The 22,614-nt window shown below is 68.9% G+C and carries 21 protein-coding genes and 6 pseudogenes; 10 read left to right on the top strand and 17 right to left on the bottom strand.

Annotation, left to right across the window (positions count from 1 at the left end; translation table 11 throughout):
* Positions 1 to 194 precede the first annotated feature (194 nt).
* The 8 genes and pseudogenes from clpB to prmC all read right to left on the bottom strand — a co-directional run.
* A pseudogene (gene clpB, locus ACHMW8_RS13195) lies at positions 195 to 2,777 on the bottom strand (ATP-dependent chaperone ClpB); the annotation flags it as partial.
* A gap of 97 nt (positions 2,778 to 2,874) precedes the next feature.
* Positions 2,875 to 3,642, bottom strand: coding sequence for a M48 family metallopeptidase (locus tag ACHMW8_RS13190; RefSeq protein WP_395445781.1), 768 nt, complete (start codon positions 3,640 to 3,642; stop codon positions 2,875 to 2,877).
* Positions 3,643 to 3,713: 71 nt separating this feature from the next.
* Entirely contained in the window at positions 3,714 to 3,893 is a 180-nt protein-coding gene (locus ACHMW8_RS13185) for a hypothetical protein (protein ID WP_395445780.1), read from the bottom strand.
* A gap of 469 nt (positions 3,894 to 4,362) precedes the next feature.
* The gene (locus tag ACHMW8_RS13180; RefSeq protein WP_255414584.1) at positions 4,363 to 4,710 is read right to left on the bottom strand and encodes a response regulator; all 348 of its coding nucleotides are present in this window, start codon (positions 4,708 to 4,710) and stop codon (positions 4,363 to 4,365) included.
* A 4-nt stretch (positions 4,711 to 4,714) separates the two neighbouring features.
* The gene (locus ACHMW8_RS13175; protein ID WP_125156020.1) at positions 4,715 to 5,764 is read right to left on the bottom strand and encodes a sensor histidine kinase; all 1,050 of its coding nucleotides are present in this window, start codon (positions 5,762 to 5,764) and stop codon (positions 4,715 to 4,717) included.
* A gap of 231 nt (positions 5,765 to 5,995) precedes the next feature.
* Positions 5,996 to 7,140 (bottom strand): annotated as a pseudogene (locus tag ACHMW8_RS13170) (DUF4167 domain-containing protein).
* Between the two features lie 4 nt (positions 7,141 to 7,144).
* Positions 7,145 to 7,324, bottom strand: a pseudogene (locus ACHMW8_RS13165) (hypothetical protein); the annotation flags it as partial.
* Positions 7,325 to 7,398: 74 nt separating this feature from the next.
* Complete coding sequence (gene prmC, locus ACHMW8_RS13160; RefSeq protein WP_395445779.1) at positions 7,399 to 8,268, bottom strand: peptide chain release factor N(5)-glutamine methyltransferase; 870 nt, start codon at positions 8,266 to 8,268, stop codon at positions 7,399 to 7,401.
* A gap of 72 nt (positions 8,269 to 8,340) precedes the next feature.
* Between prmC and ACHMW8_RS13155 the strand changes: the two genes are divergently transcribed.
* The gene (locus ACHMW8_RS13155; RefSeq protein ID WP_395445778.1) at positions 8,341 to 8,610 is read left to right on the top strand and encodes a type II toxin-antitoxin system ParD family antitoxin; all 270 of its coding nucleotides are present in this window, start codon (positions 8,341 to 8,343) and stop codon (positions 8,608 to 8,610) included.
* A complete protein-coding gene (locus ACHMW8_RS13150) occupies positions 8,607 to 8,897 on the top strand; it encodes a type II toxin-antitoxin system RelE/ParE family toxin (RefSeq protein WP_395445777.1) in 291 nt (96 codons plus the stop codon). Before ACHMW8_RS13155 ends, ACHMW8_RS13150 begins: the two co-directional genes overlap by 4 nt.
* Positions 8,898 to 8,899: 2 nt before the next feature.
* On the opposite strand, the gene ACHMW8_RS13145 is transcribed toward ACHMW8_RS13150, so the two are convergent.
* Positions 8,900 to 9,661, bottom strand: coding sequence for an MOSC domain-containing protein (locus ACHMW8_RS13145; RefSeq protein ID WP_395445776.1), 762 nt, complete (start codon positions 9,659 to 9,661; stop codon positions 8,900 to 8,902).
* 103 nt (positions 9,662 to 9,764) lie between these two features.
* On the opposite strand from ACHMW8_RS13145, the gene ACHMW8_RS13140 reads away from it, so the two are divergent.
* The 4 genes from ACHMW8_RS13140 (at position 9,765) to ACHMW8_RS13125 (ending at position 12,944) form a co-directional block, all read left to right on the top strand.
* Entirely contained in the window at positions 9,765 to 10,979 is a 1,215-nt protein-coding gene (locus tag ACHMW8_RS13140; RefSeq protein WP_125156014.1) for a YihY/virulence factor BrkB family protein, read from the top strand.
* A 37-nt stretch (positions 10,980 to 11,016) separates the two neighbouring features.
* The gene (locus ACHMW8_RS13135; RefSeq protein ID WP_395445775.1) at positions 11,017 to 11,544 is read left to right on the top strand and encodes a GNAT family N-acetyltransferase; all 528 of its coding nucleotides are present in this window, start codon (positions 11,017 to 11,019) and stop codon (positions 11,542 to 11,544) included.
* A 91-nt stretch (positions 11,545 to 11,635) separates the two neighbouring features.
* Positions 11,636 to 12,115 carry an AAA family ATPase gene (locus tag ACHMW8_RS13130; protein WP_395445774.1) on the top strand — a complete coding sequence of 160 codons (480 nt, stop codon included), beginning with the start codon at positions 11,636 to 11,638 and terminating at the stop codon, positions 12,113 to 12,115.
* Positions 12,116 to 12,173: 58 nt separating this feature from the next.
* Positions 12,174 to 12,944, top strand: a complete 771-nt coding sequence (locus ACHMW8_RS13125; protein WP_395445773.1) for a hypothetical protein — start codon at positions 12,174 to 12,176, stop codon at positions 12,942 to 12,944.
* Between the two features lie 17 nt (positions 12,945 to 12,961).
* Here ACHMW8_RS13125 and ACHMW8_RS13120 read toward each other — a convergent pair whose 3' ends face one another.
* Positions 12,962 to 14,326 carry a PLP-dependent aminotransferase family protein gene (locus ACHMW8_RS13120; RefSeq protein WP_395445772.1) on the bottom strand — a complete coding sequence of 455 codons (1,365 nt, stop codon included), beginning with the start codon at positions 14,324 to 14,326 and terminating at the stop codon, positions 12,962 to 12,964.
* 122 nt (positions 14,327 to 14,448) lie between these two features.
* Between ACHMW8_RS13120 and ACHMW8_RS13115 the strand changes: the two genes are divergently transcribed.
* Together ACHMW8_RS13115 and ACHMW8_RS13110 are read left to right on the top strand one after the other, a co-directional pair.
* Entirely contained in the window at positions 14,449 to 15,117 is a 669-nt protein-coding gene (locus tag ACHMW8_RS13115) for a LysE family translocator (protein ID WP_395445771.1), read from the top strand.
* A gap of 262 nt (positions 15,118 to 15,379) precedes the next feature.
* Entirely contained in the window at positions 15,380 to 15,658 is a 279-nt protein-coding gene (locus ACHMW8_RS13110) for a hypothetical protein (RefSeq protein ID WP_395445770.1), read from the top strand.
* A gap of 47 nt (positions 15,659 to 15,705) precedes the next feature.
* On the opposite strand, the gene ACHMW8_RS13105 is transcribed toward ACHMW8_RS13110, so the two are convergent.
* Positions 15,706 to 16,113, bottom strand: a complete 408-nt coding sequence (locus tag ACHMW8_RS13105) for a DUF1993 family protein (RefSeq protein WP_395445769.1) — start codon at positions 16,111 to 16,113, stop codon at positions 15,706 to 15,708.
* Between the two features lie 334 nt (positions 16,114 to 16,447).
* On the opposite strand from ACHMW8_RS13105, the gene prfA reads away from it, so the two are divergent.
* Both prfA and ACHMW8_RS13095 read left to right on the top strand, forming a co-directional pair.
* On the top strand, positions 16,448 to 17,518 hold the full coding sequence (gene prfA, locus ACHMW8_RS13100) for a peptide chain release factor 1 (protein ID WP_125156006.1): 1,071 nt from the start codon (positions 16,448 to 16,450) through the stop codon (positions 17,516 to 17,518).
* A 58-nt stretch (positions 17,519 to 17,576) separates the two neighbouring features.
* Positions 17,577 to 18,340: pseudogene (locus tag ACHMW8_RS13095) on the top strand (pseudouridine synthase).
* A gap of 3 nt (positions 18,341 to 18,343) precedes the next feature.
* Here ACHMW8_RS13095 and ACHMW8_RS13090 read toward each other — a convergent pair.
* The 6 genes and pseudogenes from ACHMW8_RS13090 to ACHMW8_RS13065 form a co-directional block, all read right to left on the bottom strand.
* Complete coding sequence (locus ACHMW8_RS13090; protein WP_395445768.1) at positions 18,344 to 18,736, bottom strand: hypothetical protein; 393 nt, start codon at positions 18,734 to 18,736, stop codon at positions 18,344 to 18,346.
* Positions 18,737 to 18,759: 23 nt separating this feature from the next.
* Entirely contained in the window at positions 18,760 to 19,212 is a 453-nt protein-coding gene (locus ACHMW8_RS13085) for a MaoC family dehydratase (RefSeq protein ID WP_125156003.1), read from the bottom strand.
* A gap of 86 nt (positions 19,213 to 19,298) precedes the next feature.
* Entirely contained in the window at positions 19,299 to 19,712 is a 414-nt protein-coding gene (locus ACHMW8_RS13080; RefSeq protein WP_125156002.1) for a hypothetical protein, read from the bottom strand.
* Between the two features lie 122 nt (positions 19,713 to 19,834).
* The gene (locus tag ACHMW8_RS13075; RefSeq protein ID WP_395445767.1) at positions 19,835 to 20,239 is read right to left on the bottom strand and encodes a hypothetical protein; all 405 of its coding nucleotides are present in this window, start codon (positions 20,237 to 20,239) and stop codon (positions 19,835 to 19,837) included.
* Positions 20,240 to 20,255: 16 nt separating this feature from the next.
* Positions 20,256 to 21,397, bottom strand: a pseudogene (gene ispG, locus ACHMW8_RS13070) (flavodoxin-dependent (E)-4-hydroxy-3-methylbut-2-enyl-diphosphate synthase).
* A 64-nt stretch (positions 21,398 to 21,461) separates the two neighbouring features.
* Positions 21,462 to 22,515 (bottom strand): annotated as a pseudogene (locus ACHMW8_RS13065) (helix-turn-helix domain-containing protein).
* Positions 22,516 to 22,614: the final 99 nt, after the last annotated feature.

Below are 22,614 nucleotides of genomic sequence, written 5' to 3'. Positions count from 1 at the left end.
TTTGCAGCGTGCCTAGCCATCCGCAAAGACACGCATCGAGGGCATTATTAGTTAGTGCAACCAGACTTTCAACATAAAGATATCGTCGTTATGCGAATAATCGCCGCCGATCAAAACGGGCCCAAGACGCCCATTTTGATCGGCCAGCGACGTAGCGCCGTCCTAACCGGCCATTCGACTTCGACGGCGCCCTGCTGCAGCGTTGCCTTGCCGAACGACAGCTGGCCATCTTGGACCCCGACGGCGATGACGCCGCCGTCCTCGATCTCGCCCGCCAGCAGCTTGCGGGCGATCGGGTCGATCAGCTCCTTCTGGATCACGCGCTTCAAGGGGCGCGCGCCATAGACCGGGTCGTAGCCCTTGTCGGCCAGCCAGTTCAGGGCCTCGGCGTCGATCGCCAGGCTCATGCGACGGTCGGCCAGCAGCTTCTCGACCCGCTGCAGCTGGATCGTGACGATATCGCCCATGTTGTGGCGCGACAGGCGCTTGAACAGGATGATCTCGTCGATCCGGTTGAGGAACTCGGGGCGGAAGTGGCCGCGCACCATGTTCATCACCATCGGCCGGACGGCTTCCACGTCCTCGCCCTCCTCCTGGTTGGCCAGGAACTCGGCGCCGAGGTTGCTGGTCATGATGATCAGCGTGTTGCGGAAGTCGACCGTGCGACCCTGGCCGTCGGTCAGGCGACCGTCGTCCAGCACCTGCAGCAGCACGTTGAAGACGTCCGGGTGAGCCTTCTCGATCTCGTCGAACAGCACCACCTGGTACGGACGGCGACGGACGGCTTCCGTCAGCGCGCCGCCCTCGTCGTAGCCGACATAGCCGGGAGGCGCGCCGATCAGGCGGCTGACCGAGTGCTTTTCCATGTACTCGGACATGTCCATCCGGGTGATGGCGTGCTCGTCGGCGAACAGGAACTCGGCCAGGCTCTTGGTCAGCTCGGTCTTGCCCACGCCCGTGGGTCCTAAGAACAGGAACGAGCCGATCGGCTTGGTCGGGTCGTGCAGGCCGGCCCGCGCGCGGCGGACGGCGTCGGACACGGCCGCCAGGGCCTCGTCCTGACCGACCACGCGACCGCGCAGTTCGTCCTCCATCTTCAGCAGCTTCTCGCGCTCGCCTTCCAGCATCTTCTCGACCGGCACCCCGGTCCAGCGGCTGACGACCGCGGCGATCTGCTCGGCGTCGACGACTTCCGGCGTCAGGGCCTTGCCATCGTCCTCGCCAGCCTCGGCCTCGGCCAGGCGGCGTTCCAGGGCCGGGATTTCGCCGTACTGGATCTGGCCGGCGCGGGCGAAGTCGCCGGCGCGCTGGGCGTTGGCGAGGTCGGCGCGCAGGCGGTCGAGGGCTTCACGGGCTTGCGCCGCGCCGCCGACCTTCTCCTTCTCGGCCTTCCACTTGGCGGTCATTTCGTCGCTGCGGAACTGCAGGTCGTCGATCTCGACCTCGAGGTTCTCCAGGCGATGCTTGGAGGCCGCGTCGGTCTCCTTGCTCAGCGCCTCGCGCTCGATCTTCAGCTGCACCAGGCGGCGGTCGATCTCGTCCAGTTCCTCGGGCTTGGAGTCGATCGCCATGCGCACGCGGCTGGAGGCCTCGTCGACCAAGTCGATGGCCTTGTCCGGCAGAAAGCGGTCGGCGATGTAGCGGTTGGACAGCGTGGCGGCGGCCACGATGGCGCTATCCGAGATTCGCACCCCGTGGTGGACCTCGTACTTCTCCTTCAGGCCGCGCAGGATCGAGATGGTGTCCTCGACCGTCGGCTCCTGCACGAACACCGGCTGGAAGCGACGGGCCAGGGCCGCGTCCTTCTCGACGTGCTTGCGGTACTCGTCCAGCGTGGTGGCGCCGACGCAGTGCAGTTCGCCGCGCGCCAAAGCGGGCTTGAGCAGGTTGGAGGCGTCCATGGCCCCGTCGCCCTTGCCGGCCCCGACCAGGGTGTGCATCTCGTCGATGAACAGGATGATCGAGCCCTCGGCCGCCGTGACCTCGCTCAGGACCGCCTTCAGGCGCTCCTCGAACTCGCCGCGGTACTTCGCGCCGGCGATCAGGCTGCCCATGTCCAGCGACAGCAGCTGCTTGTCCTTCAGGCTTTCGGGCACGTCGCCGTTGACGATGCGCAGGGCCAGGCCCTCGACGATGGCGGTCTTGCCGACGCCGGGCTCGCCGATCAGGACGGGGTTGTTCTTGGTGCGGCGCGACAGGACCTGGATCGTGCGGCGGATTTCCTCGTCGCGGCCGATCACCGGGTCCAGCTTGCCGTCGCGCGCCGCCGCCGTCAGGTCGCGGGCGTAGCGCTTCAGCGCCTCGTAGCCTTCCTCGGCGTTGGCGCTGTCGGCGGTGCGGCCCTTGCGAATGGCGTTGGCGGCCGTCTCCAGGGCCTGGGCCGAGACGCCGGCCTCCTTGAACAGCTTGGCCGCGTCGGCGCCTTCCTTGGCGATGGCGATCAGCAGACGCTCGGTGGTGACGAAGGCGTCGCCGGCCGCCTTGGCGCCCTTCTCGGCCTCGGCGAAGACGCGGGCCGTGTCGGGCTTCATGTACAGCTGGCCGCCGGCGCCGTCGACGCGCGGGGTCTTGGCCAGCAGGGTCTCGACGCCGCCGTCCAGCTGGTCGGGGCGGCCGCCGGCGCTCTGGATCAGGGCGCGGCTCAGGCCGTCCTTCTCCTCGAGCAGGACCTTGAGGATGTGTTCGGGCGCGAACTGTTGGTGGCCTCGCGCGAGGGCCAGGCTCTGGGCGGATTGGACGGCCTGTTTGGCGCGGTCCGAGTAGAGGTCGATATTCATGATGTCCCCTTCCTAGGCGGATCGGGGCGCGCCGCCTTGACTAAGCACAACGCGCTCCGATGGGGCATTTAGGTGTGGCGGATCAGCCACACAAGACCTACCACCCCTTGCTGGCGAGATAACGTTCGAGTTCGGAAATCCGCACCGCGTCCGAGGGGTGGGTCGAGCTCAGCTCGCCGCCCGACGCCTGGCCCGAGGCCGCGTCCTGGGCCTGCATGTTGCGCCACAGGACCACCGCCTCGCGCGGCCGATAGCCGGCGCGCTGCATGAAATCGACGCCCAGGCGGTCGGCCTCCAGCTCCTGCTTGCGCGAGAACGGCAGCAGCACGCCGTACTTGGCCGCGTCGCCGCCGTGATCCTTGAGCAGCTTGCCGAAATCGGTGCCGCCGGCCGCCGCTCCGGCGATGCCCAGCAGGATCTTCGAGGTCCGCTCCTGGGAGACCCGCTCGGCGGCGTGGTGGGCGACGACGTGGCCGGCCTCGTGGCCGATCACGGCGGCCAGCTGGTCGTCGTTCTGCACCATGGAGAGCAGGCCGACGGTCACCCCGACATGCCCCCCGGGCAGCACGAAGGCGTTGGGGGCCTCGTCCAGGAACACCGCATAGTCCCACGGCCGGTTCGACAGGCCCGCCGCGGCGATCACCCGCTGGCCGACGGCCTGGACGCGGGCGTTCTTGCGCGGCTCCTTGGAGATGTAGGCGGTGCGAAGCGTGTCGGCCCAGGCCTTCTCGCCCTCGGCGGCCAGGTTGTCGTCATTGACGATCAGGAGCTGGTCGCGCCCGAGATCGGCGTTGTAGGCGCAGCCCGACACGGCGCACGCGGCGGCCATCAGGAGCGGCAGGGCGAGGCGGCGGAGGAAGGCCATGAAGCTCGGCTGTGTTGCGGATGCGACATGAGATTATCGACGGCGGCCTTCGCGCGCGCAACCGCTCAAGCTTAGAATGACCACGCGCAGCCGATGCCGAGGGTGGCGCTGGTCTGGCCGGTCACCTCGTCCTTGACCGCCGCCACGGGCTTGCAGCCGTTCTTCGGCGGTCGCGTCAGATAGGGCCTGGCGTCACGGGCGAAGCGGCCGGTCGGGTCGAGATTCGGGCTCGCCGCCCGCCCCTTGTCCATCGCCTGGGCCAGCCGCTCCTGGCAGCGGGCTCTTTCGTCGGCGGGAAGGCGATCCAGCGCCGCCAGTCGGCAGCCTCCCAGGCCCCGCAGGTCGGGCGCCGGCGCCTCGGCGACGGCGGCGCCCCCGAGAGGACGACGGCGAAGCGGGGGCGGCGGGAACGGCGACCGGCGCGACCGGCGCCGGGGCGGTCTTCGTCGTCGCGCTCGGCGTTCTGGGTCCGCCTCTCGACGCGGGCTTGGACCTGGGCGGAGTCGGCGCGCGCTCCAGCCAGACGGTCATGGCCGGCGGCGCCTCGGCGACGGGCCGGCGGCCCAGATCGAACATGAACAGCAGCACCAGCAGGGCATGGAACACGCCCGAGGCCAGCAGCACGCCCCACCGTCGTCGCCGCACGGTCCGCCCCTCTAAACCCCCGGTCGCGGCACTAGCGCGGAGGTCGATGGCGGAAGTCAGGCCTAAGCGTGGCTTTTAGCTGTTGGTCAGCCGGTCGATCACCCGCGCCAGATGGCGGGGGTCGATGGGCTTGGCGAGCACCGGCGCGTCGCGCAGGTCCGCGCGCACGCCCTGCTCGCCGTAACCGGTCACGAACGCGAAGGGCACGCCGCGCTCGCGAAGAATCTCTGCGGTCTCGAACGAGGTCTGCCCATCGCCGAGATTGACGTCGAGCAGGGCGAAATCGAAGGATTCCCACCGGGCGGCGCGGACGGCCTCCGACGCCGAGGCGGCCGGGCCGACGACGTGGCAGCCCAGATCGCCCAACAGGTCCTCGACAAGCATGGCCACGAACAGCTCATCCTCGACGATCAGGACCCGCAGAGGATCAGGCCGCGCCGCGGATGAAACGGTTTGACTGGCCGGTCTGGCCGAGCTCGGCGTCGATCTCGCAGACGACACCGTGCGGCGGGTACTCGAGGCGGACCTCGCCCCCGAGTTCGCGGGCCAAGCCACCCGTGATGAGACGGGTGCCGAAGCCTTGGCGGGTCGGAATCGAAACGGGTGGCCCATGGATTTCTTCCCACGTCATGCGCAGCCGCTCGCCAGCGTCTGCCTTGCTTCGCCGCCAGACCAACCGCACCTGGCCGCTTTCGTTGGAGAGCGAGCCGTACTTGGCCGCATTGGTCATCAGTTCGTGCAGGGCCATCGATAACGCCAAGGTCGCCTTGGGCGCCAGCCGAACGGGGGGGCCCTCCACGGAGAATCGTTCCGCCTCGCCATGCGCGGCGACCACCGAGGCGACGATATCGGCCAGCTCGGCCCCGTCCCAGCTTTCCCGGGTGAGGATGTCGTGGCCGCGCGCCAGCGCCAGCAGCCGGGTGGTCAGGGCTTCCCGGGCGTCGCCCAGGTCGGAGGCGTTTCTGAGGGTCTGGCCGGCCACCGACTGCACCGTGGCCAAGGTGTTCTTCACCCGGTGGTTCAGCTCGTTGATCATCAGGCGCTGCAGTTCCTCGGCGCGCCGACGGTCGGTGACGTCACGCATGACGCCCGTGAAGAAGCGCTTGTCGCCGTCGTTCCACTCGGCGATCGAGAGCTCCAGAGGAAAGGTCGTCCCGTCACTGCGCAGGCCGCTGACCTCCCGGCCGATGCCGATGATCCGCCGCTCGCCCGTTTCGCGATACCGCGCCAGATAGCCGTCGTGCTCGCCGTGATAGGGTTCCGGCATGAGGATGTGGACGTTGCGGCCGACCATCTCGTCGGCCGTATAGCCGAACAGGCGCTCGGCGGCGGGGTTGAAGGCCTCGATCCGTCCGCGCTCGTCGATGACGACGATCGCGTCGACGGCCGTGTCCACGATGGCTCTGTAGCGCGCGTCAACAGCAGCCACCTTGGCCGCCTTCTGTCCACGCGAGATACGCTTTTGCGATTCCGCCATACCCGGCTCCGCCCTGCCGAAGCCAACCTTATTGTCGGAATCGCGACCTAGCCAGAGGTTCTAGACGGACCCGGTGAGTTTGCGCTCCTTCCGACCTGTCGCGGCCCATCGTCCGCACACGTCCCGATGTGGACCCGGCCCGAGCCCGTTCAGCGCGCGCCAGACGTCATCACCAACGAAAAAGGAGCCGCTTTCGCGACTCCTTCACGTCTTTGGCGCTCAAGCGGCCGGTCAGGCCTCTTCCGGCTCCGAGCTGGCCGGAGCGCCCTCACCGGCTTCGAAGCTGCGCGGGGCGCGGCGACGACGGGGCTTCTTGGCTTCCTCGCCTTCCGCGGCCGGAGCCGGGACCGACGGTTCGGCGGCGGTAGCGGCGGCGGCGGCGCGCGAGGTCTTGCGGCCCAGGAAGGCCGGGGCTTCGCTGACGGCGCCGTCCTGGCCGCGCAGCACCGGCGAGCTGGCGCTCGTCGAGGCGTCGGAGATCGGCAGCGGCGAGGCTTCCGGCTCGATCACGGCCAGCGGGTCGCGGTCAGCGCGCGGCTGCCAGTCGCGATCGCGGTTGCGGTCGCGATCCCGGCCGCGGCGGCGGCCCTCGCGGAATTCGCCCTGGCCCTCGCCGCCCTGCGGCTGCTCGCCCTCGGCGGCGGCCGGACGGTCCTCACGCGGACGATCGTCGCGGGGGCGATCGTCACGGTCGCGGAAGCGGTCTTCGCGAGGACGATCATCGCGGGGACGATCATCACGGGGGCGATCATCACGGGGCCGGTCGTCGCGCGGGCGATCATCACGCGGACGGTCATCCCGAGGACGGTCGTCGCGGTCACGCCAACGGTCACGGCGGCCTTCGCCCTGATTGTTGTCGCGGGGACGATCGTCGCGGTTGCGGTCGCGATTGTTATCAAAGTTACGGTCGCGATCACGGTTGCGGTCGCGATCACGGTTCTCGAAGCGGTCGCGGCGTTGCTCGCCGCCTTCGCCATTCTCGCCGCCTTCGCCCTGGCCTTCCGGCTGAGCGGGGGTCTCGGCGACCTCCTGCTCTTCCGGCGGTTCGGCCTCGAAGTCGATCTCGTAGGCGGCGTAGACGTCCTTGCCGACGATGTCGGACACCGGACGATTCGGCTGGATGGCGCGCAGGACGCGGAAATAGTGCTCAGCGTGCTGCAGTAGTTCTCGGCCAGCACCCGGTCGCCGGACGACGTCGCGTCGCGGGCCAGCTGCTGGTACTTTTCGTAGACGCTCTGGGCCGCGCCGCGAACCTTGACCCCTTCGGGCCCGTTCGAATCGAAAGCGCGGTTGGCGTTGTGCTGTTGAGGCTTGCCGCCGCTGCCACCGCGATTGTTGCGGCCGCGCTGGCGCTTCATGCCTTTGAAATCTCTCATGGTCTCTCTGAACCTGTCCGGAGGTCAGTCTTGCGCTGGCGCGTCCGGCCTTGCTGGTCTCTGAGCGGGTCGAACCCTGTTGAGTTTCAGAGACACTGGTTTCCGTAGAGCCCCCGCCCTGCTCTTTTGGCGCGGCGACCGGCGGACCGGGCGCGCCTGCCAGGGGAGCGTCGCATCCGTTCAACGCCTAGGCGTCATGAACGTATACTTTTCCCGTCACCTGGCGATCTGGAAGGAGACAAGACTTCGTCTAACGGTTCACGCCCCGGTTTCCAAGGGATTTTTCACCCCGGTGACAACGCGGTCGTGCGTCGACAGGTCCTTGATCGTTTTGACCTGCTGGGCGCCGGCCGCCTTGAACAGCGCTTCGACGTCCTTGGACTGGTCGTAGCCGATCTCGACGGCGAACATGCCGCCCGGCTTCAGCACCCGCAGGATCTCCGGCGCCAGCAGGCGATAGGCGTCCAGACCGTCGCCGCCGCCGTCCAGGGCGAGACGCGGCTCGTAGTCGCGAACCTCGGGCTCCAGGGTGTCGATCACCGCCGTCGGGATGTAGGGCGGATTGGAGACCACGACGTCGAAACCGCCATCGCCCAGGCCCGCCGTCCAGTCGCCGTGCATCAGGGCGGCGCGATTGTTGAGGTCCAGGCTGGCGGCGTTGTCGCGGGCCACGGCCAGGGCCTCGGCGGAGGCGTCGACCCCCAGCCCCTTGGCCGCCGGCCGCTCGGCCAGCACCGCCAGCAGGATCGTGCCCGAGCCGACGCCCAGGTCCAGCATCGAGAACGGCATCTGCTCGGGGAAGGCCTTCAGCACCTCGTCGACGATGACCTCGGTCTCCGGACGCGGGGTCAGGACGTTCTTGTTCACCTGCAGCAGGATCTTCCAGAAGCCCTTGCGGCCGATGATGTGGCTGACCGGCTCGCGGCGCGCGCGGCGGGCCAGGTAATCCTCAAGGGTCGCCTGCTGCTCCGTCGTCAGTTCGCGGTAGGGATCGGTGACGATCTCGGTGCGGGTGACGCCCGCGGCCACCTCCAGCATCAGGCGCGCGTCGATCGACGGCTGATCGATGCCGGCGTCCTTCAGACGATCCTTGGCGGCGGTCCAGGCTTTGACGAGAGTCAGGGTCATGAACGGGATTTAGCGTTTCGGAGGCCGGTAGGCGAGATTGAAGATAGTACCAGTTTTTGGTACCATGGCGACATGGCCAGCAAGAACACTTCCGTGAGCCTTGGGGAGCATTTCCAGGCTTTCATCGACAGCCAAGTCGCCGACGGCCGCTACGGCTCGGCCAGCGAGGTCGTGCGGGCGGGACTGCGGTTGCTCGAGGATCAAGAAACGAAACTGGCCGCCCTGCGGGCCGCACTGGTCGAAGGCGAAGAAAGCGGCTTCATCGATGACTTCGATTTCGACGCCTATATCGAAGAGAAGCTGAAAGCCGCCTCCGCACCTCCAGGGTTCCACGAGGAATGACACGGTATCGGCTTTCGCGCCGCGCCAAAGCCGATCTCGACGAGATCTGGGACTATTCCCTAAATAGGTGGGGCGACCAGCAGGCCGCCGCCTATCATCGCCAAATCTACATGGCCATTGGCATGATTGCTGAACGACCAGACCTTGGCTGGCCCGACAGCAATCTGCGTCCCGGATACCGCCGACGCTCGGCAGGCTCCCACGTGATCTTCTATAGGGTCAGCGGCATGGTCGAGATCGTCCGCATTCTCCATCAGAATATGGACGCCAAGTTTCACCTGGGCTGACGTCAGCCCACCGCCACCCCATCCCCCTCGGCCACCGCCCCGCCCCGCGTCACGTTCAGGTAGACGCCACAGAACATGTGGCCGTAGGTGTCGAACAGGGCCTTCACCAGCTCGACGTCCCGCTCGGCGGTCGTCGGATCCACGTGGGTGGCGGCGCAGCGGACGATGGGCTTGAGGACCTCGGCGGTCGCGCCGCCGAGGGTCAGGGTCCTGCCGGTCCAGTCGTTCTCGACCCAGGCCGGCCAACCCTCGACATAGAGATTGGCGCGGAACCGCAGCGGGTCCAGATCGCGGCCGACCCGCTGGGAGAGGTCGCGCACGCTGGCCAGGTTGACGATCGAGACATAGCCCGAGCGGCTGTCCATGAAACGATAGGCGCCCGGCCCCTCGACAACCTTCAGCGGCCCCTTGATCTCGCCGTCCAGCAGGGCGGTCAGCCAGGCCTCCAGACCCGCGCGGCCCGCGGCCGTCCGCAGGTCGCCGGCGAAGTCGGGCGCGCCCTCGGCGCGGGCGCTGAAGATCCCCTTGGCCTCGTCATAGGCCGTGCGGGCCTTGGCGACGGCGGGGATCTTGGCCAGCACCGTGAACTTCATCTTCGAGATGTGGGCCGGCGCGGCGGGATCGAAGCCGCTGGGGCCGTCCTCGACCGCGTACAGCCGGTCGCACGGAAAGCAGGCCCCAGCCTCCAGCGTGGCGGCGGTCAGCCGCTCGGGCGTGAAGCCCTTCACGGGATGGCGGTAGATCGAGGCGATGCGGGCGTCCATGACCGCGAAAATCGTGGACGCCGCGAGTCATGGCAAGGCTTGAGAGGTCTTGGACGGGAACGCGACTCGCCGCGCGGGGTTCTGGTGGCCTGGAGAGCGCTTCATGACCGACGCTTCGCCGCGTCCGATCCTCAAATGGCTTAAGTCACGTCCGTACCATCTGGCGCCGTGGATCGTGCTGCTGGCGGCCGCGCCGCTGGTGCTGCCGCGTAAGAAGGGCCCGGAACAGCCGGTCGCCGATCCGCCGGGCCTGTCGGAGGACCGCGCCATGCCGCCGGCCCAGTTCGACGAGGCCGAGCCCCAGCGCGGCCGCGCCGCGCGCCATCCCGGCCATATCCCGCTGCTGGGCTGGCGCGACATCCTCTGGCGCACCTGGCTGGAGATCGGCGTCGACCGCCTGCCGGCCGTGGCCGGCGGCGTGACCTTCTACACCCTGCTCGCCCTCTTCCCGGCCATCGGCGCCTTCGTGTCGCTGTACGGCCTGTTCGCCGACGTGCGGACGGTGGAGGCGCAGCTGCGCGACATGGCCGGCGTCTTTCCCCCCAGCGTCGTCCAGATCGTCGGCGAGCAGATGCTGCGCCTGGCCAGCCAGGGCCAGGCCAAGCTGGGCGTGGCCTTCGGCTTTTCGCTGCTGCTGTCGATCTGGAGCGCCAACGCCTCCATGCGCACGCTCTTCGACGGGCTGAACATCGCCTATGACGAGGAGGAGAAACGCCACCTCGTGCCGCGCACCCTGCAGAGCTACCTGTTCACCTTCCTCGCCCTGGCCTATGCGGCCGCGGCGTCCGGCGTGCTGATCGTCACGCCCATGGTGTTGAAGGCCGCCCACCTGTCGGCCCTGGAGGACATCTGGGCGCCGATCCGCTGGCTGATCGTGCTGATGATGACCGCCGCGGCCTTCGCCGTGCTCTACCGTTTCGGTCCCAGCCGGGCCCGAGCCCGCTGGCGGTGGGTCTGGATCGGCGCGGCCGCCGCGGCGGCCGGATGGCTGGCCGGCTCCCTGGGCTTTTCGCTCTACGTCAACACCATCGCCCACTACGACGCCACCTACGGACCGCTGGGGGCGGTGATCGCCTTCATGGTCTGGGTGTGGTTCTCGATCATGGCCATCCTGGTCGGGGCCGAGCTGAACGCCGAGATCGAGCACCAGACCGCCGTCGACTCCACCACCGGCCCCGAACAGCCGATGGGCGCGCGCGGCGCGGCCATGGCCGACACGGTGGGCCTGGCCTTCCATCCCTGGGAGATGATCAAGCGCGAGGCGGGCATGGTCCGCCGGGTGACCGGCGGCGCCTGGAACAGAGTGCGCGGCCGTTAGACTTCCCATGGCCGCGCTCGCCGCCTAAGGAACCGGCATGACCCTGCTCCTGCCCTATCGTGACGACGAACTGGCCGACATCGCCGCCCTGGTGAACTCGGCCTATCGCGGCGAGCTGGCGGCCAAGGGCTGGACCAGCGAAAGCTACCTGCTGGGCGGCCAGCGCACCGATGAAGAGAGCCTGCGCGCCGACCTCGCCGCCACCCCCGGCTCCACCATCCTGACCCTGCGCGACGCCGAGGGCGACAAGCCTCACGCCTCGGTATGGATCCAGCCCTCGGAGGACGACGCCTGGTACGTCGGCATGGTCACCGTCTCGCCGCTGCGTCAGGCCAACGGCATCGGCCGTACGATGCTGGAGGCCGCCGAGGCCCACGCTAGAGAGCGCGGCGGCAAGACCATGGAGATGACCGTCATCTCGGTGCGCGACACCCTGATCGCCTGGTACGAGCGACGCGGCTACCGCCTGACCGGCAAGACCGAACCCTTCCCCTATGGCGACGAGCGTTTCGGCGTCCCGCAGCGCGGCGACCTGCATTTCGTGATCCTGGAAAAGGCGCTGTAGACGCGCTAGGCTTGGATCACACGCCGCCGTCGCGGCGAGGATCCCCCATGCATCGCTACATCCTGACCGGCGCCCGGGCGCTGGCAAAACCGTGTTGCTACGCGCCCTGGAGCGCGCCGGCCATGTCGTGGTCGAAGAGGCCGCGACGGACGTGATCGCCCTCGCCCAGGCCGAGGGCGTGGCCGAGCCGTGGACCGATCCGGGCTTCGTGGACGCGATCGTGACCCTGCAGCGGCGGCGCGAGACGCAGGCCGTCGGCGAGGTCGTGTTCTTCGACCGCTCGCCGGTCTGCGCCCTGGCGCTGGCGCGGTTCCTGGGTCATCCGGTTTCGCCGCTGCTGCGGGAGGAGCTCGCGAGAACGGAGAGCCGCTATGAGCGGCGGGTGTTCCTGGCCCGGGGGCTGGGCTTCACGCCCACCGCCGCGCGGCGGATCAGCCCGGAGGACGCCCTGCGCTTCGAGGCGATGCACGAAGAGGCTTATCGGGAACGGGGTTACACGCTGATCCCGATCGCGCCGGGAACGCCCGCCGAGCGGGCGGCGGCGGTGCTGACCAGCATTACCGAACCTTAAGTAGCCCCGCCGCGCGCCTGGCCTCACATGCCGGCGTTCTTGGCTCAGGGGCTCTTCCATGTCGTTCATCACTCGTGTCGCCGCTGGCGCCGCGCTCGCGTTCGCCGTCGCGGCCTCCGCGCAGGCCGCCGTCACCCCGGTTCCCGTCGGCCAGCCCCTGGCGCGGTTCGACAAGCTGCAGCCCGCCACCCACCGCTATCTGCGCTACCGTCAGATGGGCGACACCATCACGCCGCTGGACGTCTGGACCCGCGAGATCCGCATCGAGCCCGACAAGGCCGGGGTCAAGCGCCTGCACATCGTCCAGCACTGGGACGGCTCGACGCCGGGCGTGGTCAAGAAGCTGGACAGCTGGTTCGAGCTGGGCACCTTCCGGCCGTTCGCCCACGAGCGCCGCGTCACCGGCAAGGACGGCCAGACCAAGATCGAAGGCTTCGACTTCAAGCCCGACCGGATCGTCGGACTGAAGGATCTGGAGGGCAACACAACGGCCGCCTACGACATGGCCTCGCCCCAGCCGGCCTTCAATTTCGAGACCGACATGGAGTTCCTGCAGGCCTTGCCGCTGGCCAAGGGCTACGAGGCCTCGATCGTCTTCCACCATCCGGGCGGCGAGGCCCCGGCGGCCTATGTGTTCAAGGTCACCGGCAGCGAAGTCCTGACCAGCTCGGCCGGCGGCAAGGTCGACTGCTGGGTGGTGACCACCGACTACAACCACCCCGAAATGAAACCGACGACCTTCTGGCTGGCCAAGGACAGCCAGGTGGTGGTCAAGAACGTCGCGGTCGCGCCGGACGGCTCGACCTGGGTGAAGACGCTGCTGTGGTAGGCGGCTAGATCACCGCCCTAGACCGCTCCGAGACCTCGCTGGACAGCGCGCTGGCGACGATCTCCAGGCCGCGGCGCAGGACCTCGCGGTCCGGGACCGCGCCCAGGCAGACCCCGGACCCCGCTCTCGTGCCCGGCCTCGACCACCGGGGCCGACGGCGGGGTGACCTCGGCCCCGCCGCGCAGGGCGCGGCCGGCCAGGCGCTCGGCCTCAAGCTCGCTCATCGGCAGCCAGATGTGCGGGGCGGTCTCGGCGTAGACGGTCTCCATGGCCGGCCCCAGGAGCTCCCGCGCCATGGCCATGCGGACGCGGGCCTCGTCGCGGGTCTCGGCCAGGATGGCGTCGGCCGAGCCGTCCTCGATCCACTGGGTGGCGATCAGCCCGCCAAAGGCCGGCGGCGCGTAGCTGACCACGCGCACCGCGTCCAGCACCCGCTCGAAGGTCTCGGCCGCCGGCACGACCAGGAAGCCGGCGCGCAGGCCAGGGGCCAGGGTCTTGGAGACGCCCGAGACGTGGAAGGTCCGCTCCGGGGCCAGCATGGCGAACGGCGGCGGCGCGCCGTCGGCATAGGCGCCGTAGATGTCGTCCTCGACCAGGGTCAGGTCGTGCTTGCGGGCGATGGAGACGATGGCGTCGCGGCGCGCGCGGCTCATGATCCGGCCGGTCGGATTCTGCAGGGTCGGCAGCACGGCCAGCACCTTCGCGCCGGTCGCGCGGATCGCTTCCTCCAGCGCGTCGGGGCGCAGGCCCTCGGCGTCCATCGCCAGGCCCCTAACACGCCAGCCGCTGTGCAGGGCCAGGGCCTTGAGGCCGTGATAGGCCAGGCACTCGGTCAGCACCACGTCGCCCGGGGAGAGCACGGCGCCCAGCGCGAGGGCCAGGCCCTGCTGGGCGCCGGCGCAGCAGATCAACCGCCGCCAGTCGACGCTCTCGTAGCTGCTGGTCCGCGACAGCCAGGCCGCCCCGGCTCGCCGCTGGGTCTCATGACCCGCCGGCGGGGCGTAGGTCAGGTGCTCCAGGAGGTCCGGACGCCGCCGCAGCCGCGCCAGGGCCTCGGGCAGGCGCGCCCCGGCCGGAGCCTGGGCGGCGATGTTCTGGGCCAGGTTGATCGGGCCGTCGCGCTCATAGGGCCGGTGCTCGGCCGGCGCGTTGACGAAGCTGCCCCGCCCGACATGGGCGCTGACCAGCCCCGCCCGCTCGGCCTCGACATAGGCGCGGGTGACCGTGCCCAGGCCCACGCCCAGCCGATAGGCCAGGTCGCGCTGCGGCGGCAGGCGTACGCCAGGGGCCAGGACGCCCGAGGCGATGTCGGCGCGCAGCACCGCCACCAGCCGCTCGTACAGCGGGGCGCCGCCATCGGGAATTGTCGGTGTCCAGGCCAAGGCGGTCGCGCGTCTCGTTTATTGTCATCATGACAATATGCAATTTGACTCACGATACAATGGAAATCATCACCGTGACACCTCGGTTGCCCATACCGAGACACTTGTCAGGGAGACCGGAGATGACCCCCGAACTGCTGCTCGCTTACGTGCTGTTCTGTTTCGCCACGGCGGGGACGCCCGGGCCGAACAACATGATGCTGCTGGCGTCCGGGGCGAACTTCGGCTTCCGCCGGACGGTGCTGCATATCCTGGGGATCAGCTGCGGCCTGGGCTTCATGGTGCTGTGCATGGGCCTTGGCCTGGGCGGCGTATTCCGGGCGTACCCGCTGCTGCACGAGGTGCTGCGCTGGGTCGGGGCCGGCTACATGCTGTGGCTGGCCTGGAAGATCGGAACGGCCAGCGCGATCAGCGACAAGGAGCTGGCCAAGCCGATGACCTTCCTGCAGGCGGCGGCGTTCCAGTGGGTCAATCCCAAGGCCTGGGCCATGGCGCTCGGCGCGGTCACGACCTACGCCCCCGAGGGCAGCGGTTGGACCCTCGTGCCGCTGCTAGCCGGGACCTTCATGCTGATCGGCGCGCCGTGCAGCGCGGCCTGGGCGGGGTTCGGCCAGGGGCTGCGGCCGTTCCTGAACAAGCCGGCGGTGCTGCGGACGTTCAATATCGTGATGGCGGCGCTGCTGGTGGCCTCGCTGTATCCGCTGTTCGTCAGCCATGAGGCCAAGCCGACGGTGAGCCTGGACGCCCTGGCGCAAGTCCCCGCGCCGCCGCCGATGCGGTCGCGCGGGTGAGCGGGCGCTCGGCGCTTTCGCGGGGACGGACGCCGGCATAGGGTGACGCATCACAAGGACCCCCCTATGCGCCTGCTGCTCGCCCTCGCCGTCACGGCCCTGCTCGCCACGACGGCCGCCGCCCAGGATCTCAAGGTCACGGTCGCCGGCCGGGACACCGTCACCCTGAGCCCCAAGGACCTCGCCGCCCTGCCCCGCGCCAAGGCCACGATCACGGTCAAGGGCGCGGCCGTCACCTACGAGGGCGCGCGCCTCGAACGCCGTGCTGGCCCAGGCCGGGGTGGTGCATGGCGAGCGACTGATGGGGCGCTATCTGAACCAGGTGGTCATCGCCCGCGCCGCCGACGGCTTCTTCAGTGTGCTGTCCCTGGCCGAGACCGACCCGGTCTATCGCGCCAATCCGGTGGTGGTCGCCGACACGGTCAACGGCCACAGGCTGGACGACCGCGAAGGCCCCTATCGCCTGGTCGTGGACGGCGACCTGCGGCCCTCGCGGGCGCCGCGCCAGCTGGTGTCCATCGAGGTGAAGCCGGCGTTCTGATGCGGCGGATGCTCCCCCGCAACGCGAGGGAGCATCTTGGGCCCGTCCTAAGCCGCCTTCAGGCGCTCCGGACCGATGCCGAGGAAGTCGCGCTTGCCCAGCGGCACGCCCTTGTGGCGCAGGATGTCGTAGGCGGTGACAACGTGGAACTGGAAGTTCGGGATCACGAACTCCAGCAGGTAGTCCAGGCCGGTGAACTGCAGCGTGAACGTGCCCGCCGGGACCACGACCTCGCGCGTCTCTGCGCCGTCGAAGGCCGAGGCCGGGACGCTCTCGACATAGGCCAGGGTCTTGGCGACGCGCGCCTGCAGGTCGGCGAAGGTCTTCTCCTCGTCGGCCATGGCGGGGGCCTCGAGGCCCGTCAGCCGCGACACCGCGCCCTTGGCCGAGTCGGAGGCGCGCTGGATCTGGCCGGACAGCGGCAGCATGTCCTCGAACAGGCGCGCCTCGAACATAGGCGTCGGGGCTGGTTCCGGCGGCCTCGGCGTGGGCCTTGGCCTTTTCGAGCAGAGACGACAGCGTCTTGAGGCCGCGCGTGAGCGACGTCACGGTGACGGTCTGGATGGTGACGGACATGGAAATTTCCCTCGCAAAGCCCGCCGGACCTCTCCGCGCGCGCTGCATCGCGACCTAAGCACGTCTGGGTTAGTTTTCAATCGCCACGCATGACAATGAGCGTCAGCAGCGCGCCCTTGGCGTCCGCCTTGCTCGCGCGCGGGAAACATTCCCTTCGGCGGGGAAAAGCACTAGGAAGACCGACCCTATCCCTTAGCCATTGCGACATCTCCCTTGCGACTGCCCCAGGCCCGCCTCGACCAGGTTCTCGACCGCTTCCGCGAAGTGGAGGCCCGCATGGGCGCCGCGACGGATGGGACCGAGATCGTCAAGCTCTCCAAGGAGCACGCCGAACTGCGCCCGGTCGCCGAGGCCGTCGAGCGCCTGGCCAAGCTGTCGGCCGAGCGCGCCGAGCTGGACGTCATGGCCGCCGATCCCGAAATGGCCGACATGGTCAAGGACGAGATCGAGAGCCTGGACGAGAAGCTGCCGGCCCTCGAGCGCGAGCTGGCCCTGATGCTGGCCCCCAAGGACAAGGACGAGAACGCCTCGGCCATCCTGGAAGTGCGGGCCGGCACCGGCGGCGACGAGGCGGCGCTGTTCGCCGGCGACCTCTTCCGCATGTACCAGCGCTACGCCCAGCTGCACGGCTGGAAGGTCGAGATCGACAGCATCTCGGAAGGCGAAATGGGCGGCTACAAGGAAATCGTCGCCTCGATCACCGGCGACGGCGTGTTCGGCCGGCTGAAGTTCGAAAGCGGCGTCCACCGCGTGCAGCGCGTGCCGGCCACCGAGGCGCAGGGCCGCATCCACACCTCGGCCGCCACCGTCGCGGTGCTGCCGGAAGCCGAGGACGTCGAGATCGACATCAAGGAAAGCGACCTGCGGATCGACACCTACCGCTCTTCGGGCGCGGGCGGCCAGCACGTCAACAAGACCGACTCGGCCGTGCGCATCACCCACTTGCCGACCGGCGTGGTGGTGACCAGCTCGGAAAAGTCGCAGCACCAGAACCGCGCCCGGGCCATGAAAAACCTGAAGGCGCGCCTCTACGACATGCAGCGCGAGGCCCTGGACAGCGCCCGCTCCGAGGCCCGCAAGAGCCAGGTCGGCAGCGGCGATCGCTCGGAGCGCATCCGCACCTACAACTTCCCGCAGGGCCGGGTGACCGACCACCGCATCAACCTGACCCTCTACAACCTGTCGCGGATCATCGAGGGCGACGCCCTGGACGACGTGATCAATCCGCTGATCGCCGAGGACCAGGCCGAGCGCCTCGCCAGCCTCGAAGAAAGCTTCGGCTGATGGATTGGCGCATGATCCTGTCCGAAAACCGGTTCCCACTTTTCGGGATCATGCTCTGATGGCGTTCACCCGCACCTACGACGAGGACGAGCCCCAGCGGGTCAACAAGTGGCTGGCCCAGAGCGGCGTGTGCTCGCGCCGCGAGGCCGAGGCCCTGATCGCCGACGGCCTGGTGTCGATCGACGGCGAGGTCGTGGAAGACGTCGGCCGCAAGATCCTGCCGGGCCAGACCCTGGTCCTGGCCGACCGCGCCACGGCCAAGCTGGAATCGACCTTCACCTACATGATCCACAAGCCGGTCGGCGTGGTCTCGGCCCAGCCGGATCCCGGCCAGATCCCGGCCGCCCGCCTGCTGACCCGCCAGAACATCTGGGGCGGCGTGCCCGCGCCGATCCGCAGTCGGGCGACCTGCTGCCGCCGATCGGTCGCCTGGACAAGGACTCGCGCGGCCTGCTGCTGCTGTCCCAGGACGGCGTCGTGGCCAAGGCGGTGATCGGCCCGCAGTCGGACCTGGAAAAGGAATACCGGGTCGCGGTGATGGGGGAGCTGACCGAGGAGAAGATCGAGCTGCTCCGCTTCGGTCTGGAGCTGGACGGCCGCGAGCTGCGCCCCGCCGAGGTCGAGGTCATCTCGGACCAGCGCCTGCGCATCGTCCTGCGCGAAGGCCGCAACCGCCAGATCCGCCGCATGTGCGAGCTGGTCGAGCTGAAGGTCGTCGACCTGTTCCGCGTCCGGATCGGTCCGCTGACCCTGGGCGAGATGCCGGAAGGGCGCTGGCGTCCGCTGACCAGCGAAGAGCGGGCGGCGCTGATCGCGGGCTGAGGCCTACGGCGCGACCTTGCCGTAAGGCGCGAACGGACCCAGCAACAGGAAGCTCGCCCCGCCGAAGCGGCTGGCGATCATGGTGTCGTAGCGGCATAGCCGCGCGCCGACGGTGCGGCTGGTCAGGGTTGAATCCCACTTCAGGTCGGCGGCGCCGGCTTCGGGCCGGCTCACATAGAGCCGGCCGCCGGGCATCCGGTAGAGGATGGCGGTGCGGTCGATGATCTCCACCGTCTCGACGGACCTGAGATCGACGCAGTCCAGCGGCGGACCGGCGGTGCGCCCTTCCAGGATCTTGGCCAGCCTGGCCTCGCCCATCAGGCGGGGCTTGGGCGCGGCCTGGGCCGTGGAGGCGAGGGCGACGAGCAGGACGCTCATCAGGATCCACGGGCGCATGTCGATCACTCCTGAATAGGGTGTCAGGCCTTGGCCGGTTTGCGTCGCCGCGGCACGCGGACCACGGCCTCGCCGTCCATGATCAGGTCCTCGCCGACATAGCCGGCGCAGCGCAGGGTGACGCGGGCGCTCTCGGCGTCGATGGCCGCGACGGTGATGCGGGCGATGACCACGTCGCCGACCCGCACCGGACGGTGAAAGGCCAGGGTCTGGGACAGATAGATCGCCCCGGCCCCGGGCAGGATGGTGCCGACGACCGCCGAGCCGAACGACGCCGACAGCAGGCCGTGGGCGATCCGGCCGCGATAGGCGGTCTTGGCGGCGAACGCCTCGTCCATGTGCACGGGATTGAAGTCGTCCGAGGCCTCGGCGAACAGGCCGATCCGCGCTTCGGTGACGGGGACATGCTTTTCGGCGGTCATCCCGACGGACAGTTCGTCCAGGATATAGCCGCCCGAGGGGTGAGGTCCGATCATCCCACGCCGTTAGCCGTCATGACGCGCCATGACCAGCGAAAATGCGCGCCGGATGGCCCGACGCGCGCTTCGCGAGGTTCGATGGCCTAGCGCTGGGCCGGGCTGTAGGGAACGAACTGGCCCAGGCGGACCGAACCGCTGAGCATAAACGGGCCCTCGCCGCCGCGATCGTACAGATGGACGAAGTCCTGGCTGCACAGGGCCGTGTTGACGTTGTTCCACGACACGATCGCTTCGTGATCAAGATTGCGGACGCCGAGGATGGGACGGTTCACATAGAGCTTGTTGTCAGGCATTCGGTAGACGATGGCGGTCCGGTCCATGATCTCGATGCTGACGGCGCGGCGCGGATCGATGCAGCTAACCGGCTGGCTCGCGACGCGGCCGTTGATCGTCCGATCCAGGCTGCGTTCGCCCCTGGCGTTCAACTCGCCAGCCGAGGCCCCGAACGCCGCCGCCACAACCGCCGCCGCCACAACACCTTGAAGCAGTTTGCGCATCGTCGTCTTGCTCCTTGCCGCCCGCCGGAGGCGTCCGCCGCTCGGCCTGAGCGAACACTGTCCGCCCACCTCGCGGGACAGTCAACCTCCGCGATCATCCACCGCCTGAAGTAGAGATTATATTACGGTTTGCCCGGCTTGGCGTACGGCACGAAGTCGCCGAGGTTCACGAAGCCTCGGGGAAAACGCGCCAGCGGGTCGACCAGGGTCACCACGTCGATGTTGCAGAGCTGCGAGGTGACCGTCTTGGTGACCAGGATGTCATCCCGGCGAAGGCTGTCGGCGCCGCCGCGCGGGCGGTTCACATAGAGACGGCCGCCGGGGCCCTTGTAGACGATCGCCGTGCCTTCGATGATCTCGCTGCTGTCGGTGGCGCGCAGGTTGATGCAGTGGACCGGCTTGCCGGCCACGCGTCCCTCCAGAAGCTTGGCCAGCTTGGCTTCACCTTCCGGGTTGGGGTGGTCGGCGGCAGAGGCCCCCCGAAGCCGCCAGAACGAGAGCCGCCGACAGGCCCAGAACGATCGCACGCATGGCGCTCACTCCCTACTCGGCCGCGAGGGTCTCCGCGGCGGTCGCGGCCCGGATCTCGGCCGCCTTCTTCTCAACGAGTTCGACGATGTGATCGATCATCCCCTCATTGGATTGCTTGTGGTCGGGCTTGCCGGCCATGTAGACCATGCCCGCCCCGGCCCCGCCCCCGGTGAAGCCGATGTCGGTCATCAGCGCCTCGCCCGGGCCGTTGACGACGCAGCCGATGATCGAGAGCGACATTGGCGTCGAGATGTGGGCCAGCCGGCTTTCGAGCGCTTCAACGGTCTTGATGACGTCATAGCCCTGACGGGCGCACGACGGGCAGGCGATGATATTGACGCCGCGGTGGCGCAGGCCCAGCGACTTGAGGATGTCGAAGCCGACCTTGATCTCCTCGAACGGGATCGGCCGCCAGCGAGACCCGGATGGTGTCGCCGATGCCGGCCCATAGCATCGAGCCGATGCCGATCGAGGACTTCACCGTGCCGGTCCGCAAGGCCCCCGCCTCGGTGACGCCCAGGTGCAGCGGGCAGTCGATGGCCTCGGCCAGCTGGTAATAGGCGGCCACGGTCATGAACGGGTCGGACGCCTTCACCGAGATCTTGAACTCGTGGAAGTCGTGATCCTGCAGGATGCGGGCGTGGTTGAGGGCGCTCTCGACCATCGCCTCGGGGCACGGCTCGCCGTACTTTTCGAGCAGCTCGCGCTCCAGCGAGCCGGCGTTGACCCCGATGCGCATCGAGCAGCCATGGTCGCGGGCGGCCTGGATGACGTCGCGGACGCGATCGGGCGAACCGATGTTGCCCGGATTGATCCGCAGGCAGGCCGCGCCGGCTTCGGCCGCCTCGATGCCGCGCTTGTAGTGAAAGTGGATGTCGGCCACAAGCGGGACCTTCGCTTCACGCGCGATGGTCTTGAAGGCGGCCGTGCTGTCGACGTCGGGGCAGCTGACGCGGACGATGTCGGCGCCGGCCTCCTCCAGCTGGCGGATCTGCTCCAGCGTCGCCTTGGCGTCGCTGGTCAGGGTGTTGGTCATCGACTGGACGGTGATCGGCGCGTCGCCGCCCACCTCGACATCGCCGACGCGAAATCTTGCGCGATTGCCGACGCGTGATCATGCGCCAGGGACGGACGTGCGTGTGGTCTGCGGCCATGGGCCTAATTTAGAGAAGTCTTGAGGGCGGATAGAAGGCCCAAAGCTCTCGTTCTCCCGCGGGCCTACGGCTGGGGCGTCGCCGCCGCCGGAGCCGCCGCGGGCGCGGCCGGGATCAGCTTGGCCACCGGCGTCTGGTTCGAGGTCAGGCGGCTGGTCAGGCGGCCGTTGTAATAGACATCGAACAGGGACGGTTCGACCACGTCGAGGATCAGGCCCGGCGCGCGCGGGCGCGCGATAGGCGTCGCCGGCCGACAGCCAGCGGGTCATCTGGATCGTGCCGTCGGCGCGGCGCACGGTCAGGGAGCCGGCCTTGCGGGCCTGGATCAGCACGCCCGAGGCCTCGGCGGGGGTCGCGCCCAGGACCTGGCCCTTGAGCTTGAACGGCGAGCCCACCACGAACTGACTGGCCGGATCAACCACGCCGGCCTTGGCGTCGGCCGCGGCGCGCGCCTTGGAGGCGGCGTTGGCCGCGTCGACCGAACCGCCGTTGGCGGCGGCGTCGTCGAGGCCAGGGGTCTTGTAGGGATCGGGCGTGGTCGACTCGACCGGAGCCGGCAGCGGCGAGCCCAGGGCGACCTGGCTGTTGCTGGCGTGCGACTGGACCTGGGTCGAGACGGCGGCCGGGGCCACCTGCGGCGGCGGCTCTTCCTTGGTGATGGCGCGCTGAGCGACGTTCCACAGCAGGATGGCGCCCACCACCAGCAGGCCGCCGGCGAAGATCAGGGCCAGGCGCGGGTCGCGCTCGCGCCGCACGCCGACCGGGGCGCGCAGTTCCGCGCCCTCGTCGGGGCTGTCCTGCTTGAAGCGGGCCACGGCCGCCTCGGCGTCCAGGCCCAGCAGGCCGGCATAGGCGCGAACATAACCAATGGTGAATGGGCGCGACGGCAGATCGTCGAGACGCATGTCCTCGATCGCCTCGATATAGCTCTGGCGAATGCGGGTGCCGTCGGCGACGTCCTGGGTGGTCAAGCCGCGGAACTCGCGGGCCGCCTTCAGGGCCAGGCCGATGTCGGCCCCCTCGTCCAGCGAAGGTTGCGCGACGGCGATCGGCGTATCGTCCACATCAGCGTCCGTGACGAGATGCAAACGCCTCACGTTACCCGTATCCAGCGGCATGACCGACTAAACGCCCCCAATATCGCGCCGCGCGCGAAAGCGCGGAGCCCCCCAACTCCGTATCTCACGGAAGTCTTAACAACTGTTTGTGGATATCAA

Origin of the sequence: Caulobacter sp. UC70_42 (assembly GCF_044056025.1) — a bacterium.
Taxonomy (GTDB): domain Bacteria; phylum Pseudomonadota; class Alphaproteobacteria; order Caulobacterales; family Caulobacteraceae; genus Caulobacter.
Note: the sequence above shows the minus strand (reverse complement) of the source record. Positions and strands in the feature narration are given on the sequence as shown.

What these genes read in the sequence shown, in the direction of transcription:
- prmC (WP_395445779.1), bottom strand. Translation starts at nt 8,268, where the DNA reads ATGACCCTGACTCTCGTCAAAGCCTGGACCGCCGCCAAGGATCGTCTG.
- ACHMW8_RS13125 (WP_395445773.1), top strand. Translation starts at nt 12,174, where the DNA reads ATGTCGTTCATCACTCGTGTCGCCGCTGGCGCCGCGCTCGCGTTCGCC.
- ACHMW8_RS13155 (WP_395445778.1), top strand. Translation starts at nt 8,341, where the DNA reads ATGGCCAGCAAGAACACTTCCGTGAGCCTTGGGGAGCATTTCCAGGCT.
- ACHMW8_RS13175 (WP_125156020.1), bottom strand. Translation starts at nt 5,764, where the DNA reads ATGGCGGAATCGCAAAAGCGTATCTCGCGTGGACAGAAGGCGGCCAAG.
- ACHMW8_RS13080 (WP_125156002.1), bottom strand. Translation starts at nt 19,712, where the DNA reads ATGCGCAAACTGCTTCAAGGTGTTGTGGCGGCGGCGGTTGTGGCGGCG.
- ACHMW8_RS13140 (WP_125156014.1), top strand. Translation starts at nt 9,765, where the DNA reads ATGACCGACGCTTCGCCGCGTCCGATCCTCAAATGGCTTAAGTCACGT.
- ACHMW8_RS13105 (WP_395445769.1), bottom strand. Translation starts at nt 16,113, where the DNA reads ATGTTCGAGGCGCGCCTGTTCGAGGACATGCTGCCGCTGTCCGGCCAG.
- ACHMW8_RS13150 (WP_395445777.1), top strand. Translation starts at nt 8,607, where the DNA reads ATGACACGGTATCGGCTTTCGCGCCGCGCCAAAGCCGATCTCGACGAG.
- ACHMW8_RS13085 (WP_125156003.1), bottom strand. Translation starts at nt 19,212, where the DNA reads ATGATCGGACCTCACCCCTCGGGCGGCTATATCCTGGACGAACTGTCC.
- ACHMW8_RS13190 (WP_395445781.1), bottom strand. Translation starts at nt 3,642, where the DNA reads ATGGCCTTCCTCCGCCGCCTCGCCCTGCCGCTCCTGATGGCCGCCGCG.
- ACHMW8_RS13185 (WP_395445780.1), bottom strand. Translation starts at nt 3,893, where the DNA reads ATGGACAAGGGGCGGGCGGCGAGCCCGAATCTCGACCCGACCGGCCGC.
- ACHMW8_RS13115 (WP_395445771.1), top strand. Translation starts at nt 14,449, where the DNA reads ATGACCCCCGAACTGCTGCTCGCTTACGTGCTGTTCTGTTTCGCCACG.
- ACHMW8_RS13145 (WP_395445776.1), bottom strand. Translation starts at nt 9,661, where the DNA reads ATGGACGCCCGCATCGCCTCGATCTACCGCCATCCCGTGAAGGGCTTC.
- ACHMW8_RS13090 (WP_395445768.1), bottom strand. Translation starts at nt 18,736, where the DNA reads ATGCGCCCGTGGATCCTGATGAGCGTCCTGCTCGTCGCCCTCGCCTCC.
- ACHMW8_RS13135 (WP_395445775.1), top strand. Translation starts at nt 11,017, where the DNA reads ATGACCCTGCTCCTGCCCTATCGTGACGACGAACTGGCCGACATCGCC.